The organism is Paraburkholderia sp. J63, assembly GCF_905220245.1.
Taxonomy (GTDB): domain Bacteria; phylum Pseudomonadota; class Gammaproteobacteria; order Burkholderiales; family Burkholderiaceae; genus Paraburkholderia.
Genome location: NZ_CAJMZF010000062.1, coordinates 1 through 15584, shown reverse-complemented (window position 1 = coordinate 15584; position 15584 = coordinate 1). Strand labels below are relative to the sequence as shown.

Here is a 15584-nt window from a genome sequence, read left to right as displayed (position 1 = left end):
TCTTACGCGTTCGGCTTACCGCCCAGATAGTCCAGCTTGCCCAGTTCGACGCCGTTGTGGCGCAGGATGCCGTACGCCGTCGTCACATGGAAGTAGAAGTTGGGCAGCACGAAAGCCAGCAAATAGTTCTGGCCCGTGAACTCGATCGGGCCCGAGCGCATCTTTAGCGTGATGCTCTTGCCTTCGGTGCCGTCGATCTGCTCGGGCTTGAACGTGTTCAGATAGTCGATCGTCTTCTGAATGCGCGTATGCAGATCGTCGAAGGTCACTTCCACATCTTCGAATTTCGGCGCGTCCACGCCCGCGAGGCGCGCGGCGCAGCCCTTCGCGGTATCCGTGGCAATGTGAATCTGGCGCGCGAGCGGCAGCATGTCGGGGAACAGCCGCGCTCCGGTCAGCACCGAGGGATCGATCTGCTTCTCGGCCGCGTGTGCCTGCGCCTTGCCGATGATGGTCTGCAGGCTGGCGAGGCCGCGCACGAGTACGGGCACCGAGGCTTGATACATGGTGATGGACATGGGAATTCCTCGTTTCTTTGAATGGGCACGCCGGACTCCGGAGCGGAGATTGGCGGCGGCCCATTATGCGCCAACGGTCTTGCTGCTGCCATTGGCCGAATGGCCGATCTTGCGGTGGCGCGTCGGTCTCTGATTTCATTGGGGGATGTTCCCCCGAAAGGGCGCTAGTGGATGTCAGGCCGTGCAGGGCACGGTTGCCTTGCACGGAGCGCTCTTCGCCCTGACCGAGGAGAATCAAATTGAGACCTGTTCGATACGGCATAGGCCCATATGACGTGGGTTATCATGGCTGAAACGAAGATCCATGACGCGCGCCACGTCATTGCGAAACGCCGTGGCAATGGCGAACTGCGGCGCGAAGTGTGGGTGAACGAGAGAGGTCGGGTGACCCGCTACAACCTGGCCTATATCAATCACAAGATCTATCAACGCGATAACGGCCGGGTCATTGGCTATGACAACGCACACGGCTACCACCATCGGCATTACTTCGGCAATGTAGAGGCGGTGGGCTTCGTGAGCTTTGAAGACATCGAGGACCAGTTCACGCGTGACTGGACCGCATTGAGGTACACACTATGAGCAAGCTGCATTTTGGGCCCGGGACGGAAGCGGATTTTTTTGCAAGCGGCAAGCGCCTGGCGCGTAGTGCCGATCGCGGCGAGGTCTTGGTCGAAACCCGCACGATTACGTTCGAGGATTCCGCTGACGCAGGACATCTGTTGACCGAAGCGCGCATTGGCGTGTTTCACGCGATTGAGGTCAATTCCCTTCGATCGTGTTAATCGTTGTCCGACCGCATTGCGCCTGCAATGCGGTCGAGCATGACGCGAATGCGGGGCCTGCGGCGGAGCGGCGTTTCCTGGTCGAGAACGCACCGAATACCGATCGTGGGCTGCGCAGGAGTGGCCGGGCGTTCTCCAGTGCCGCGACCGACTAAACGCCTGCTCGAAAGCCCACTCGCGGACCTGTTTCCCCACACATACGTAATTCGGTGACGCCCGAGTTAGCGTATTAATCTGCATAACGAAATAAAATAACCGTTGTTAATCGTGGGGTTAGGCGTGGGCGTCGGGTGGTCGCGCGTTGACCGAAAGAAAGGCCCTCCGGAAGTGGACGTCAGCCGCGAGGATGCCAGGAAATCGTAGATCGGGCCCATCGTGGCGAATTGGCACCATCATCCGTGCATCGGGTGGTGCGGCATATTCACCACGTAAAATTTGAATGTGTTTTAATTACCCGGCATTGACCATCCATTTCGCGTCGTACGGCAGCGTACGGTGCGCCGACCCATGAACGCAGAATTGGCAGAAGGACGTCGCGCCGGGCGTCGCATGGCTGAAGGCAGGGCATGGCGGGAGGGCCTGCGCGGCCCGCGTTTGCTCGGCTACACGCTGCGTGGCGTGCTTCTGGCGCTCGCTGTCGGCGGTGCGGCGCGCAGCGCGCCCGCCATGGCGCAGGACGCGCAACTGCTCGACGCGCGCGTCACCCAGGAGTCGGTGGCCGAGACGATTTGCCGGCCGGGCTACGCCGATACCGTGGCGCCGCCGTTTAGCCAGGCGATGGCGCAAAAGGACCGTCTGCTCGCGGCGCGCGGCATCGACTCCGATGATGGCGTCGCTTACGCGCTCGACCGGCGTGTGCCGATCCTGCTCGGTGGCTCGCCGGACGCGGCCGCGAATTTCGACTTGCTCCCATGGGGCGGTCATGCCGGTGAACGGCGCAAATCGCTCCTCACCGTGCGACTCAAGCGTTGCGTGTGCGCGGGGCGGATATCGCTCGCCCAGGCGCAGGCGGCCATCGCCGGCAACTGGGTCCACCAGTACGATCAACTCACGCGGATGCAATGCGGCACCGATTTGGGCGATACCACCTCGGCGAGCAGCGACGAAGGGCCTTGACGCACGCCCCTGACACAACCCGCGCCGTCCTCCAGGCGGGCCCGCAGTTCCATTCCCGGTACTTCGATGCGTCCCTTGCCAGGTACGGTCGTTGCGTCTTCAGAATTGACTTCTTCGACGGCCTGCCGTCCGACAATATGACGCAGCACGCAGGCTGGAGATTGAGACTATCCTGCCTATGATCAATAAAAGAGGAGTGAGCGAAATGCTATCGTCGAGTCTTATTCTGCTTGCAGCCGCAGCCCTGCTGGGACAGGCGGTTTGGGCTCGTGCAAAGGCGCGCGCGAGTCTTCAACCCGTGCGGGTGCGAGCCGACCGACCGCGCCGCTATCGGTAGTTCAACATGCACCTGACTGTCTGGAACGTTCCCGAAACCTGTAGCGAAGAAGAAGTGCGCGACTTCGTCAAACGTGAGCTCGGGCATTATGCCAAGGGCGTCACGGTGTACGACGTCGGCACGCCCAACGCGCACGCAGACATCGAACTCGATTCGGACGTGCCCTACGTGGGCGAATCGGTCGCACGCGAGTTGCAGAGCCGGCGCCTTGCCGGTGTCGCGCTGCGCGTGAGCGCCGCGCCGTTTGATGCCGAGGCCCAGCAGGATGCGCGCCCGCCCGTGACCGTGCGCTGATTTCTCATGATGTTGTGCTGATCGCGCCCTGCTTGCCACGGCGCGATTGCTTTCGTTTTGTCTGCCTTCTGGCCGCGCTCTCGCCGCCAGATTCAGCTTCCTGTCCCGCGCTCCAGTGAGCCCGCCATGTCCGGCATCGGATCGTGTGGCGTGTACGGCAGCGCGCGCTTGTGCCGCGTCGCGTCGTAAAAGCGCAGGATCGTCGCATAGGCGGTGTCGCTGACCGGCTTGCCTTCCAGAAAGTCGTCGATTTCCTCGTAGCCGACGCCATAGGCTTCTTCGTCGGACCGCAGTGGGCGCAACGTTTCAAGGTCGGCGGTCGGGATCTTGTCCACGAGCCGGTCCGGTGCGCCTAGCAGGCGCGCAAGCGCGCGCACGCGCCGTTTGGTCAAGCCGGCCAGCGGCAGCACGTCTGCGCCGCCGTCGCCGAATTTGGTGAAAAAGCCCATCAACGATTCTGCCGCATGGTCGGTGCCGATCACGAGGCCCGCGCGCGCCCCCGCCACCGCATACTGCGCGATCATCCGCTGGCGGGCCTTGATATTGCCGAGCACGAAGTCCTGCTGGGCCGCATCCGAGAACGCCAGGCCGCCGGTCGTGAGCGATGCGAGCATGGCGTCGGCGGGCGGGGCGACGTCGGCGCTCAAGGTCTCGTCGGGGCGGATGAAGGCGAGCGCCGCGGCGGCATCGGCTTCGTCCCGCTGGGTGCCGTAGGGCAGGCGCATCGCGATGAAGCGCGCCTCGCGACCTTCGGCGCGCAAGGCAACGACCGCCAACTGCGCGAGCCGGCCCGCCGTTGCCGAATCGATGCCGCCGCTGATCCCGAGCACCAGCGTGCGCAACCCGCTCGCGCGCAGACAGCCAGCGAGAAAGGCAATGCGGCGCTCGCACTCCTCGGAGGCGGAAAAATCTGCGGCGACGTTCAGCTCGGCGGCAATCTCGCGCTGGCGGCGCTGCCAGGCTTCGCGCGTGGGGGCGGCGTTCATGCAGGGCTCCTTGGGCGGTCTATCGCTTCGTATGCTTCGTATCGCTTGGTAACGCGTGCTCTGTACTGCGACGGGTGCGCGTTGTCTGGTTTAATGGCGGATGGTTCTGCCGGGGCGCTGGCCGGGTCCGAGCGTCGTGGGGCGCACGTTCCTGGTTCGGCGCTGCGGCAATCAATTCCAGATAAAACCTGCCGGATTCACAATGAACGAAGACTTTTCGCGCGGCGCTCTTGCGCGCGTGAATGGGGGTGTCCGGGGGGGCACCGCGAATGCCCATTATCGGGGAGCGCGCCGCGCGCCGTTGCGGATTTGCCGCGTGCTGTGCGCGGCAGTCTGCGCGTGGTGGGGCGCTGGTGCATGGGCTGGCGATGCCGGAGCTGCGTCGGGCGCGCATGGGGTGGCGGGCGCTGTGCAGGCGGTCCAGAAGGCATTTTCTGGGCCCGCTGCGGCGTCTCATCCTGCTGCGTCGGCTACCGTGGCGGCATCGGCGGTGGCTTCCGGCGCTGCTCCCGGCGCAGTGTCGGGCGCGTCGGCGCCTGTGCGCGCTTCGTCCGCGCCGGGCGGTACTCCGACGTCGTCAGCCGCCCCGGTTTCTTCGACCGCTCCGGCATCGTCGACGACTTCACCAGCGTCGGCGGCTTCGAGCGCGGCACCGGCATCGGCCTCTTCGGCTGCATCGTCCGCTGCCGCGCCGGCGACGCCCGCTTCCGCTCCCGGGCCCGCCCCGCTCACGTTGCCCGAGCATCCGCAGCTCACGCCCGCGCAGGCCGCCGAGGAAACGCACCGCGCGCTGGCCATGCGTCAGACTTTCGCGAGCGACGTGAAGCGGCGTCTGCGCGTGCCGCTCGCCGATCAGCGCGCATACGGCCAGCGCCTGCAGGCCGCGCTCGACGAAAAGAACCTCGGCGCGCTGGCCGGCGAGTTCGTCATCCTCGTGGACCGCGCCGCGACGGTTCAGGCGCTCTTCATTTACTTCCGCGCCATGCCGGGCGAGCCGTGGCAGATGATCGGCGCTTCGCCCGTCGCGACGGGGCGGCCGGGCGAGTTCGACCACTTCTTCACGCCGCTCGGCGTGTTCGAGCACACGCCGTCGAACATGGACTTCCGCGCGGAAGGCACGATGAACGAGAACGGCATTCGCGGCTACGGCGCGCGCGATATGCGCATCTACGATTTCGGCTGGGTCGACGGCGAGCGCGGTTGGGGCAAGGGCGGTCGCTCGCCGATGCGCTTCCAGATGCACGCCACCGACCCCGACCGGCTCGAGCCGCTGCTCGGCATTCGCCATTCGAAGGGCTGCGTGCGCATTCCCGCGTCGCTCAACGCATTCATCGATCACTACGGGATCATCGACGCCGAGTATCAGGCGCTCGTCGATTCGGGCAAATCGCTGTGGGTCTTGCACTCGAACCGCGAGGTCACGCCGTGGGCGGGGCGCTTCATTGTCGTGATCGATTCGGAGCGCAAGACGCGGCCCGCCTGGGCGCCAGCGCCGGGCAGCAAGGCACGCGCGAAGGTGCCCAAGGGCGGCGATACGGCCGATTGACGCCCGGCCTCGGCGGAAGAGACGCGCGGCGGGACCGTGAGCCTGCCTGCCGTGCCCACCGTGCTGCCGCGCTGCGATGTCCAGCCGGCTAGCCGCGCCGTGCGATCAGCACGCCCGCGAGCGCGACGCCGAAGCCCGCCATCTGGACCGGCGCGAGCGTCTCGCCGAACAGCAGCCAGCTTTCGAGCGCGGCGAGCGGCGGCGCGAGAAAGAGCAGCGCCGTGGCGCGGGCCGCATCGCCGTGGCGCACCATCCAGACGAGCAACGTCACGCCCACGCCCGAGAGCATCGCGATGCCCCATGCGAGCGAGATCCAGAGCGTCGTCGACGCCATCCAGCGATGCTCGCCCAGCGCGAGCGCCAGCAACGCCGCGACCACCGCCGCGCCCGCGTTCTGCACCGCGCTTGCGCTGCGGATATCGGCTTTGGCGAGCGAGGTCTTCTGGTAGAGCGTGCCCGCGGTGATTGCGCCGACCGCGAGCACCGCGACGAGCACCACCACGAGCGGATTCGCATGCGTGCCCGACGCGTCCGCGGCGGCGGTGGCGGAGACGCCCGCAGCGGCGGCGCGCAGCTTCGGCATCAGCACGAGCACGACGCCCGCGAGACCGAGCGACAGACCCTGCCAGCGCCGCTTCGTGAGCCGCTCGCCGAACATCGATGCAGCGAGCACGGACGTCAGGGGCGGCTGCAGCGCGCCGAGCAGCGCCATGACGCCCGCACTCAGGCCCTGCGCGATGGCCCAGTAGCTCGCCCCCAGATACACGCCCTGGAGCAGCGCGCCGGCGAAGAGATGCTTGCCGAGCTCGCGTCCGCGCGGCCATGGCGCGCGTTGGGCGAGCGCGATGCACGCGAACAGCGCCGCGGTCCCGCCGAAGCGCGCGAGCAGGAACAGGTTGGGATCCGCGTAAGGCGCGATGGCGCGGGCGACGACGAAGCCCGTCGACCACAGGATGACGAAAAGGGCGGGGGTGAGCGAGGCGAGCATGAGTTGGAGCGGGAGCGGCGCACGGAGTTGGGGTGGCGTCGCGCGGCGGGCGCCGCGTGAATACGCCGATACGCGAGTCCTTCGCGAACGAGCCGCAAGTGACGAACGAGCGACAAACAAGCGACGAACAGACAACAAACGAGTGGATTCGCGAAAGACCCGGAGTATCGCCCGGGCGGCCCGGGCCGGTCTTGTTCAGGACTGCACTGGTCCCGCGGGTTGGGCGTGCGCGGAGTGCGGCGCGCTCTCGCGGCTCGCCTGGTCGGAGAGCGGCGCGGCGAAAAGTGTCGCGGCCACGCCGATCAGCGCGCCGCTCAATGCGCATGCGATCAGCAGTGCGCGGGTGCGGCGGTGCTCGCGGCGCAGCGCCTCGAGCGTCGCGGCCTGGGCTTGCGCGGCGCCGGGGCCGTGCGCCGTCTGGCCGTGATGCTGCATGAAGTGATAGATGAGCTGCGGCACGCGCGGCGCGATCTGTGCGAGATGCGGCAACTCCTGGGACAGCCGCTTGATCCAGCCTTGCGGGCCCAGGTCGCGCCTTGCGATGTCGGCGAGCGTCGCGCTCGCGATGCCCCACGCATCGACGCCCGGATGGATCGTGCGCGCGAGCGCCTCGGCGTTGCCGAACGCGCGCTGCGCGGCGACGAGCCGCGGCGATACCTCGCCGCCGAACGGCTGGACCGAGTGCAGCAGGTGATGGAACAGCGCGCCGGCGCTGCGCGTGCTGGCGTCGCTGGCGAAATGCGCTTCGCTGCGCGTGCGCAGCTCGGCTTCGATCTGCTCGGTGCGCGCATGCGCGGGCACGTGACCGGCCACGTGGTGCAGTGCAGCGAGCCGCGCGTAATCCTGTTCGAAGAGCGCCGTCGCGCCGTGCACGAAGAATTCGCGCTCCGGCGACGAAAGGCTCGTCATCAGCGCCGCGCTGGCGAATATGAGGCGGCCACGCGTCTGCGGCTCGATGCTCACGGCCACGCGCCGCGGGTCGAACGCCGCGTGGAAAAAGCCATGCTCGAAGGCCTGCTGCGTGACCACCTCGATCAGATGCGCGGCCACGCGCGTCACGTTGATGTGGTGCTCCGCAAGCCCGGCGATGTCGGTCACGCGCACGGTGTCGATCTGCTCGACCGTGAGCGTCTGCGCGGTGCAAAGGTCCCAGATCACGTCGGGCACCAGGACGCGCGTGTCGTTCGCGAGATGGTGTCCCGTCTGGCTCAGATTGGCGGCCTGTGCGCGCAGATCGAAACGGCGTTGCAGATCCTCGCGCAGCGTCTGCGCGAGCGTGCGCAGCTCCAGCTTGCGCGCGGCGCCCGAGAAGCGTTCGAGCCAGCGCGCGACGGTGCAGAGCAGGGCGGCGTCGTCGTCGACTTCCTGGGCCTGCTTCGCGCGCAACACGCGCACGGTCACCATCTGGTGACCGTTGACCGGCAGCGCGAGGCGCGCGACGTGGGTCTGCTCGCACCAGCCGTTGTGGCAGGGCACGGTGTCGATCCACGAGAAAAGCGTCTGCGGCGGCTTGCCGAACGCCGTGTGCAGGACCGTGTCGAGCTGTTGCGGCGTGAGCGGGTCTTCGAAGTGCTCGATCGCGTCGATGGCGTCGTGCAACGTGGCGGTGGCGAGCTCGGGTCTCGTGGCGAGCGTCTGCGCGAAGGCGCCCGCGAGCGGCGCGAGGCGTGGCAGCGCGCTCGACAGATGCGTGGCGAGGCGCTCGTCCTCGCGCATGCGCGCGGCGAGCGAGACGATCCAGTGCAGCTTGTGATGCTCGGGCGCTGCGCGCCAGATCAGCCGCGCGCCGTAGAGCAGCGCGCAGAAGAGGAGACGCAGTTGGCGAAGTCGTGAACGCATGTGGGCGGCAGTCGACGGAACGACGAATCGACAAAATGGAGGGCCGTCCGGTTCCCGGACGGCCAACACGAGATTAGCAGGGATAGCCGCGCGATGGCAGGGTTCGTTCGAGGCGGCGTAGTTCGCGCAGCCGCTGCGCCATGCGTTGAGCGGGCCGCGCGCCGTGCTTCGGAGCAGGCAATACGCGAGGTGCATCCCCAGAGGGCGCGCCGCCAAAGGGCGCGCCGCCAAAGGGCGCGCCGCCGGACCACGCGTAATACAATACGGCGGCCTTTCCGATTTCACGCGCAAGCGCGCGCCCACCGAGATGCTCGCAGAACAACGTCACCAGTACATCCTTTCTGAAGTGAACCGGACCGGCGCGCTCTCGGTGGCGGATCTCGTGCGCGAGCTGCGGGTCTCGCGCGAGACGATACGGCGCGACCTCAATACGCTCGCCGGGCGCGGGCTGCTCGTGACGACGCACGGCGGCGCGCTTTCCAGTGACCGCAGCGAGCCGGACCTCGACGTGCGCGAGGCCGCCAACGCGAGCGCCAAGCGCGCGATCGGCGAGCGCGCGGCGGAGTTCGTGCCCGACGGCGCGTCGATCATCATCGACTCGGGCAGCACCACGCACGCGCTCGCGCGCGCGCTCATCGACCGCCATCGCCTCACGGTCTACACCAACGACTGGCGCATCGCGCTCCTGCTCGGCCGCCGCAACGAGAACCGCGTGACGCTGCTGGGCGGCGAGCTGTCCGATCAGGAAGAGGCCACCTTCGGCCTCGATACCGTGCAACAGCTCGCGCAATATCACGTCGATTACGCGTTCGTCGGCGCGGGCGGCATCACCGCGGACGGCTGGCTGACCGACTACACGCGCATGGTCGCCGAGGTGCGCAGCCGCATGCTCATGGCCGCCGCCTGCGCGATCGTGGTGGCGGACCACTCGAAGTTCGGCCGCGTCACGCCGGTGCGTATCACCGGCTTCGAGCGCACGCGTTACGTGATCACGGAGCTCGCGCCCGAAAAGAGCATTGCCCGCGCCATTGCCGCACGCGGGCCCGAACTCGTCGTCGCCTGATTTTTCCCGCCTGAATTTCTCCCGCCGTGGCGCGTGAACGCGCCGCGCGCCTCGTCCTGCCCGCCTTCCCAAACGATTTGCCGCCCGCCGCTCGCGTGCCGCCACCAGGGTTTCGGCACGCGGTAGCATATGCTTATTTTTGGCGAATTGTGGAATTTTCTGACATTCTCCACAATCGTCATGGTCCTGTCACGAAAACCTGTGATTCTTGCCGGGCCCGTTCAGACGGGGCCGGCGCGCGAGACGGGGCGGCTCCTGGCGCGTGATGCAGCCCGGCGGTTTTGGGAGGCAGCGACGGATTGCAGACAATCTGCAATCCGCTCAACGGACGGGCACAACAGGCGGCGCAGTCCGCCGACGTTCGACATTCGACTAAACACGCATCGGGGATACCCGAGCACATGGTTTTGCCTTCGGAGAGCGACATGAACCACAGGAATTCCCATCGCACGGGGTTTGCACGCAAGCTGCTGCCTATGGTGGCCGCTGCCACGCTGCTGCAATGCGCGGCGATGAGCGCCCACGCTGCCGGCGCCGTCGTGCTGTACACGGCTGATGGCCTCGAAAATCTCTACCGCGACGTCCTGCCGGCCTTCGAGAAGAAGGAAGGCGTGAAGGTCAATATCGTGACGGCTGGAAGTGGCGAAGTCGTGAACCGCGCCAACGTCGAAAAAGATTCGCCCAAGGGCGACGTGCTCATCACGCTGCCGCCGTTTATCCAGCAAGCCCAGCAAAGCGGCCTGCTGCAGCCGTACCAGAGCGTGAACTACAAGAACGTGCCGGCGATCGCCAAGGCGGCAGATGGTTCGTGGGCCACGTTCGTGAACAACTACTTCTCGTTCGCGATCAACCCGGAAGTGGTGAAGAATCAGCCGAAGACGTTTGCCGACCTGTTGCACCCGGACTATTCGGGCAAGGTCGCCTACTCGAACCCGGCCACGGCCGGCGACGGCATGGCCGTGATCATCCTCACGACCTCGCTGATGGGCGAAGACAAGGCGTTCGATTACCTGAAGAAGCTCGAGCAAAGCGCCAAGTTCCACACCAAGGGCACGGGTTACCTCGACGTGCTGCTCTCGCGCAACGAAATCTCGGTGGCCAACGGCGACTTGCAGATGGATCTCGACGACGCGGCCAACGGCGGCCTCTCGCTCAAGCCGATCTTCCTCGCGGCCGACGCTGGCGGCCATCCGACCACGTTCCAGCTGCCGTACGCGATCGGCCTGATCAAGGGCGGCCCGAACCAGGCGGAAGGCAAGAAGCTGATCGACTACCTGATGTCGACGGACGTGCAGTCGAAGGTGCCGGACATCTTCGGCATTCCGGGCCGCACGGACGTGGCGCTCACGGGCAAGAACGGCGCGGCGGTCAAGCAGGCGATCGAAGGCGTCAAGCTGGTGCCGGTGGACTGGAACCAGGTGATGGCGAAGAAGGCCGACTGGACGACGCGCTGGAAGAACGAAGTGATCGGCACGTCGGGCAAGCAGATCGAAGTCGTGAAGCCGCAATAAGCGGTTGCCGCGTGCAACTGAGCAATACCTGAGTAACTGTGTATGGGACCGGGGTAAGCGCTCCGCATGGCCGGAGCCGGTGCTAAAGCATCGGCTCCGGCCGGCAGTTGAAGCGCTCGCTCTGGTCGACAGGAGATGAACCCGGTGAATACCGCAAGCCTTGCGCCGGCCCAGATGGGCCGCGCGCTGCCGGACGCGTCCGGCCTGACCGATGCCGCCGATGCATCCCACTTCGGCGCCGCCGCCGGCGTGCAGATCGACCACCTGAGCGTGCGCTTCGGCACGCGCACGGTGCTCGACGATCTGTCGCTCACCATCCGCCGCGGCGAATTGCTGACCGTGCTGGGCCGCAGCGGTTGCGGCAAGACCACCTTGCTGCGCTTCATTGCCGGGTTTATCGAAGCCGATGGGCTCGCGGGCTCGCTCACCGTCGCGGGCCGCGACCTGACCCATGTGCCGTCGCATCAGCGCAACCTGGGTCTGCTGTTTCAGAGCTACGCGCTCTTTCCGCATCTCTCGGTGTTCGAGAACGTCGCGTTCGGGCTGAAGGCGCGCCGCGTGCCGTCGCGCGACATCGCGCGGCGCGTGGCCGATGCGCTCAAGCTCGTGCAACTCGGCGACGCGGGCCACATCATGCCGCCGCAGCTCTCGGGCGGCATGCAGCAGCGCGTGGCGCTCGCGCGCGCGCTCGTGATCGAGCCCGACGTGCTGCTGCTCGACGAGCCGCTTTCGGCGCTCGACGCCAATCTGCGCGCCTCGGTGCGCTCCGAGCTCAAGGCGCTGCACGAGCGTCTGCCCGACCTCACGATCGTCTGCGTGACGCACGATCAGGACGATGCGCTGGTGCTCTCCGACCGCACGCTGCTGATGCGCGATGGCCACATCGCGCAGCTCGGCACGCCGCAGGAGCTCTACGACACGCCCAACGACGCCTACGTCGCGCGCTATCTGGGCGCGGCGAATCTGTTGCCGCCGAACGTCGCGTTCCCGGTCGGCGATGCGCGTCACGATGTGCGCGACAAGCTCGCGTGCCTGCGCCCCGAAAGCCTGCGCATTGCGCCGCTCGGCGAAGGCAGTCTGCACGGCACGATCGAATCCGTCGAATGGTATGGCTCGGTGCTCTCGGTGCCGGTGCTGCTCGACGCGATGCCGAACGAACCGGTGCTCGTCACCATGCAGCGCGGCCACGGCATGACGCCGGAAAAAGGCATGCGCGTTTCTCTGCGTTACGAGGCTGACGATGTCGTCCTTATCAACCCCTGATTCCGCTTTCCCGGGTGCGCCGCTGCCAGGCGCCGAAGCGCACGCGGCCGCCGTGCGTCGCCGCGAGCGACGCGCGCAATGGCATATCGCCTTCCTGCTCGTGTTCGTGCTGGGGCCGCTCGTGGTCTATCCGCTCGTGCGGCTCGTGCTGCTCAGCCTGAGCGGCGCGCATGGCCTGAGCCTGCAGGCCTACGGGACGTTCTTCAGCAATCCCGATTCGCGCGGCGTGATCGGCACGACGCTGTGGATCCTCTGCCTGAGCGCGGGCCTCGCTTCGGTGCTCGGTGTGGCGATCGCCGCGATCCTGTTCTTCAAGCCGTTTCCAGGCGCGCGCATCGTCACGCGCTTTCTCGAGCTGTTCGTGGCGTTTCCGTCGTTTCTCGTCGCCTTCACGCTGATCTTTCTCTACGGCTCGCAAGGCTCGGTGAGTATCGGCCTGCAGCGGCTCTTCCATCTGCAGGCGCCGCCGCTCGACTTCCTGTTCGGCATCGGTGGGGTGGTGCTCGCGGAAGTGGTGTTCTATGCGCCCTTCGTGGTGCGCCCGACGCTCGCCGCGTTCTCGCTGCTCGACATGCGCTTGATCGAAGCCGCGCGCAGCCTCGGCGCGAACAACCGCATGGTCGCCGCACGCGTGATCCTGCCGCTCGCGTGGCCCGGCATCGCCGCGGGCACGATCCTGTGCTTTCTGCTCACGTTCAACGAGTTCGGCATCTTGCTCGTGCTCGGCAGCGCGCATCTGGTCACGCTGCCGGTGGCGATCTATAGCTCGGCGACCGTCGATCTCGATCTGCCGACCGCAGCCGCGGGCGCGGTCGTCATGCTCGCGATGTCGCTTTCCCTGTATGCGCTGTATCGGCGCGTGAATCGCCGCAGTCATGGAGGCGCGCGCAATGTCAAGTAATCCGGCAAGCAATCCCGTCGCGGCCGCCGCGGACCACATCACGCTGCCGCCGAAGCATCTGCGGGCGCGGCCCGTCGAGCGCAGCGCGCTCGCGCGCATCGGCAGCGGCGTGCTGCTCGCGGTCGCGGCGCTGCTGTGCTTTTGGCTCTTCGTGCTGCCGGTGATCGTCGTCGCGCTTTCGAGCGTGGCCTCGCACTGGTCGGGCACGATACTCCCGGACGGCTATAGCATGCGCTGGTTCGAGCGCCTCGGTTCGAGCGACTTCGACGCGCTCGTCACGAGCCTCGAAGTCGGCTTCGGCGTGGCGGTGCTCGGCACCGCGCTCGGGCTGTGGCTTGCGCTGGCGCTCGAAGGACGCGACCGGCGCGGCCTGGGCGCCATCGCCGACGCGCTCGCGATGGTCCCCAACGGCGTGCCGAGCGTGGTGCTCGGGCTCGCGGTGCTGATCGCCTATCACAAGGCGCCCGTGGACCTGTCGAGCTCGGCGGCGATCGTCGTGTTCGTGCAGCTCGCGCTGGTGCTGCCGTTTTGCTATCGCTGCGCGGCGGCGGGGCTGCGTCCCGAGCTGACCGTGCTGCGCGAAGCGGCTGCGAGCCTCGGCGCGCCGCCCTCGATGGTGCTGCGCCGCGTGGTGCTTCCGCAGCTGGTGCCGGCGATACGCGCGAGTCTCGCACTGGGCTTTGCGATCTCGCTCGGCGAGCTTGGCGCGACGCTCACGGTTTATCCGCCGGGATTCGCGACGGTGCCTATCGTGGTGGTCGGCGCGGTCGAGCGCGGGTATTACCTGCCGGCGTCGGCGCTCTCGCTGATCCTGCTGATCGTGTCGCTGGCGGCGCTGTCGCTGATTGCGGCGCGCGTGCCGCGCCGGCGTGCGGACTGAAACCATGGACGCCATGCGCGCCGACGCGCTGCGCCGCCCCGCAGGATCGGCCGCGGACGAAGCGGACGGTGTGGACGAAGCCGGTGAGCCGCATGCGGGCCGCAGCCTGAACGGCGTGCGCGTGCCGACGATGACGCGCGACGCCGATTTGCGCAGCGCCTCGCACGCGGAAGCGGCGAGGTCGCTTGCATTGGTGCGCAAGCATTCGCTGACCGATCTCGTGCGCGACGAAATCGCGCGCTGCATCGCGGACGGGAAGCTCGCGCCGGGGGCGAAGCTCGTCGAGGCCGAGTGGGCGGCGCGGCTGCAGGTGTCGCGCGGGCCCGTGCGCGAAGCGTTTCGCGCGCTCGAGCAGGCTGGGCTCGTGCGCAACGAGAAGCATCGCGGTGTGTTCGTCTGCCGTGTGTCGGATTCGGAGGCCGATGAGCTTGCCGCGCTGTGCTCGGTCCTCGAAGAGGCGGCGTGCCGGATGCTGGCGGTGCGCATCGACGCGCCGCAGGTTGCCGCGTTGCGCGAGCGGCTCGAGGCCATGCGCACCGCGCTCGCCGACGACGAAGCGTTCGGGCGCGCACGCGAGGCGTTTCGCGATGCGCTGGTCGAAGCTGCGGGCAACGGCAAGCTGCACGCGGCGTATCGGCGTGCCGTGAGTGAATGGCGGCTGTCGCCGCATGTACCGCAGACCGACGCGGCGCGGCAGGCGTCCTATGCGCGGCATCGGGCGGTCTTGAATGCGCTCGCCTCGCGCGATGCCGACGAGGCCGCCGCCCAGATGCGCATGCAGGAAATGCACGAAGGGCACGAAGGTCGTGAAGAGCGGGATAACGGCGACGCCCATCGGGTGACGGGATAGTCGGGCTTCAAAGCAATTGACCCAAAGGGAGTAACAAGCATGGCACTCAGTCTGGAAGACATTCGCGGCCTGTTCGAGGAGCACGGCGGCCAGGCCTATAGCGGCGAGCCGGTGACGCAGCTCGAGCACGCGCTGCAGAGCGGCGCACTGGCCGAGGACGAAGGCGCGAGCGAGGAGCTCGTGGCGGCGGCCTTTCTGCACGACCTCGGGCATTTGCTGAATCGCCAAGGCGAAACGCCGACCGAGCGCGGTATCGACGACCTGCACCAGTACTATGCGCTGCCGTTCCTGCGGCCTATCCTGCCGGCGAGCGTGCTGGAGCCGATCCGGTTGCACGTCGACGCGAAGCGCTATTTGTGCGCAACCGATGAAGCGTACTTCGGCAGCCTGTCGCCCGATTCGGTGCGCAGCCTCCATCTGCAAGGCGGCATTTTCGACGCGGATGGCGCGCGCGAATTCGCCGGGCGCCCCTATGCCGACGACGCGGTGCGCCTGCGCCGCTGGGACGATCTCGCGAAGGTCGCCGGCAAGCAGACGCCTGGGCTCGACCACTATTTGCAGATCGTCGATCGCGTGATGCAGCGCCACGCCTGAGCTGGCTTCGCGTCCCGGTTTTGCGTCTTTTTTCGAGGGGTCCCAAAAACCCCTTGCAAGATGACATCCGTGTGACTAGAATTCCGCTCCTTCGCTTGCTGCAGTTCGTGCAG

The 15584-nt window shown here is 67.1% G+C and carries 16 protein-coding genes; 12 read left to right on the top strand and 4 right to left on the bottom strand.

All coding sequences use genetic code 11. From position 1 onward, the window contains the following. Positions 1-2: 2 nt before the first annotated feature. Complete coding sequence (locus tag U5775_RS35920) at positions 3-518, bottom strand: DUF1993 domain-containing protein (protein ID WP_322062885.1); 516 nt, start codon at positions 516-518, stop codon at positions 3-5. A gap of 285 nt (positions 519-803) precedes the next feature. Between U5775_RS35920 and U5775_RS35915 the strand changes: the two genes are divergently transcribed. The 4 genes from U5775_RS35915 (at position 804) to U5775_RS35900 (ending at position 3050) form a co-directional block, all read left to right on the top strand. After that, entirely contained in the window at positions 804-1100 is a 297-nt protein-coding gene (locus U5775_RS35915) for a toxin-antitoxin system TumE family protein (protein ID WP_322062884.1), read from the top strand. Then, positions 1097-1303: a hypothetical protein gene (locus U5775_RS35910; protein ID WP_322062883.1), complete on the top strand. Its 207-nt coding sequence runs from the start codon at positions 1097-1099 to the stop codon at positions 1301-1303. The genes U5775_RS35915 and U5775_RS35910 overlap by 4 nt, the downstream gene beginning before the upstream one ends. 549 nt (positions 1304-1852) lie before the next feature. Further along, positions 1853-2419 (top strand): hypothetical protein, encoded by a 567-nt coding sequence (locus U5775_RS35905; RefSeq protein WP_322062882.1) that lies wholly within the window; start codon positions 1853-1855, stop codon positions 2417-2419. A 343-nt stretch (positions 2420-2762) separates the two neighbouring features. Next, entirely contained in the window at positions 2763-3050 is a 288-nt protein-coding gene (locus U5775_RS35900; RefSeq protein ID WP_322062881.1) for an RNA-binding protein, read from the top strand. Between the two features lie 92 nt (positions 3051-3142). Here the strand turns inward: U5775_RS35900 and nadE are convergent, their stop codons facing one another. After that, positions 3143-4036 carry an ammonia-dependent NAD(+) synthetase gene (gene nadE / locus U5775_RS35895; RefSeq protein ID WP_322062880.1) on the bottom strand — a complete coding sequence of 298 codons (894 nt, stop codon included), beginning with the start codon at positions 4034-4036 and terminating at the stop codon, positions 3143-3145. A gap of 316 nt (positions 4037-4352) precedes the next feature. On the opposite strand from nadE, the gene U5775_RS35890 reads away from it, so the two are divergent. Next, on the top strand, positions 4353-5582 hold the full coding sequence (locus U5775_RS35890) for a L,D-transpeptidase (RefSeq protein WP_415913733.1): 1230 nt from the start codon (positions 4353-4355) through the stop codon (positions 5580-5582). An 88-nt stretch (positions 5583-5670) separates the two neighbouring features. Here U5775_RS35890 and U5775_RS35885 read toward each other — a convergent pair whose 3' ends face one another. Then, on the bottom strand, positions 5671-6570 hold the full coding sequence (locus tag U5775_RS35885) for a DMT family transporter (protein WP_322062879.1): 900 nt from the start codon (positions 6568-6570) through the stop codon (positions 5671-5673). Between the two features lie 195 nt (positions 6571-6765). Beyond that, a complete protein-coding gene (locus tag U5775_RS35880; protein WP_322062878.1) occupies positions 6766-8409 on the bottom strand; it encodes an ABC1 kinase family protein in 1644 nt (547 codons plus the stop codon). Positions 8410-8716: 307 nt separating this feature from the next. On the opposite strand from U5775_RS35880, the gene U5775_RS35875 reads away from it, so the two are divergent. The 7 genes from U5775_RS35875 to U5775_RS35845 all read left to right on the top strand — a co-directional run bounded on the left by U5775_RS35875 (position 8717) and on the right by U5775_RS35845 (position 15471). Beyond that, a complete protein-coding gene (locus U5775_RS35875) occupies positions 8717-9472 on the top strand; it encodes a DeoR/GlpR family DNA-binding transcription regulator (protein ID WP_322062877.1) in 756 nt (251 codons plus the stop codon). 425 nt (positions 9473-9897) lie between these two features. Then, positions 9898-10983 carry a 2-aminoethylphosphonate ABC transporter substrate-binding protein gene (gene phnS / locus U5775_RS35870; RefSeq protein WP_322062876.1) on the top strand — a complete coding sequence of 362 codons (1086 nt, stop codon included), beginning with the start codon at positions 9898-9900 and terminating at the stop codon, positions 10981-10983. Positions 10984-11127: 144 nt separating this feature from the next. Further along, on the top strand, positions 11128-12246 hold the full coding sequence (gene phnT, locus U5775_RS35865; protein WP_322062875.1) for a 2-aminoethylphosphonate ABC transport system ATP-binding subunit PhnT: 1119 nt from the start codon (positions 11128-11130) through the stop codon (positions 12244-12246). Then, entirely contained in the window at positions 12224-13147 is a 924-nt protein-coding gene (locus tag U5775_RS35860; protein WP_322062874.1) for a 2-aminoethylphosphonate ABC transporter permease subunit, read from the top strand. Before phnT ends, U5775_RS35860 begins: the two co-directional genes overlap by 23 nt. Then, positions 13137-14027, top strand: a complete 891-nt coding sequence (gene phnV, locus U5775_RS35855; RefSeq protein ID WP_322062873.1) for a 2-aminoethylphosphonate ABC transport system, membrane component PhnV — start codon at positions 13137-13139, stop codon at positions 14025-14027. Before U5775_RS35860 ends, phnV begins: the two co-directional genes overlap by 11 nt. 130 nt (positions 14028-14157) lie before the next feature. Continuing rightward, the gene (locus U5775_RS35850; protein ID WP_322062899.1) at positions 14158-14877 is read left to right on the top strand and encodes a GntR family transcriptional regulator; all 720 of its coding nucleotides are present in this window, start codon (positions 14158-14160) and stop codon (positions 14875-14877) included. A 39-nt stretch (positions 14878-14916) separates the two neighbouring features. After that, positions 14917-15471, top strand: a complete 555-nt coding sequence (locus U5775_RS35845) for a phosphonate degradation HD-domain oxygenase (RefSeq protein ID WP_322062872.1) — start codon at positions 14917-14919, stop codon at positions 15469-15471. Positions 15472-15584: the final 113 nt, after the last annotated feature.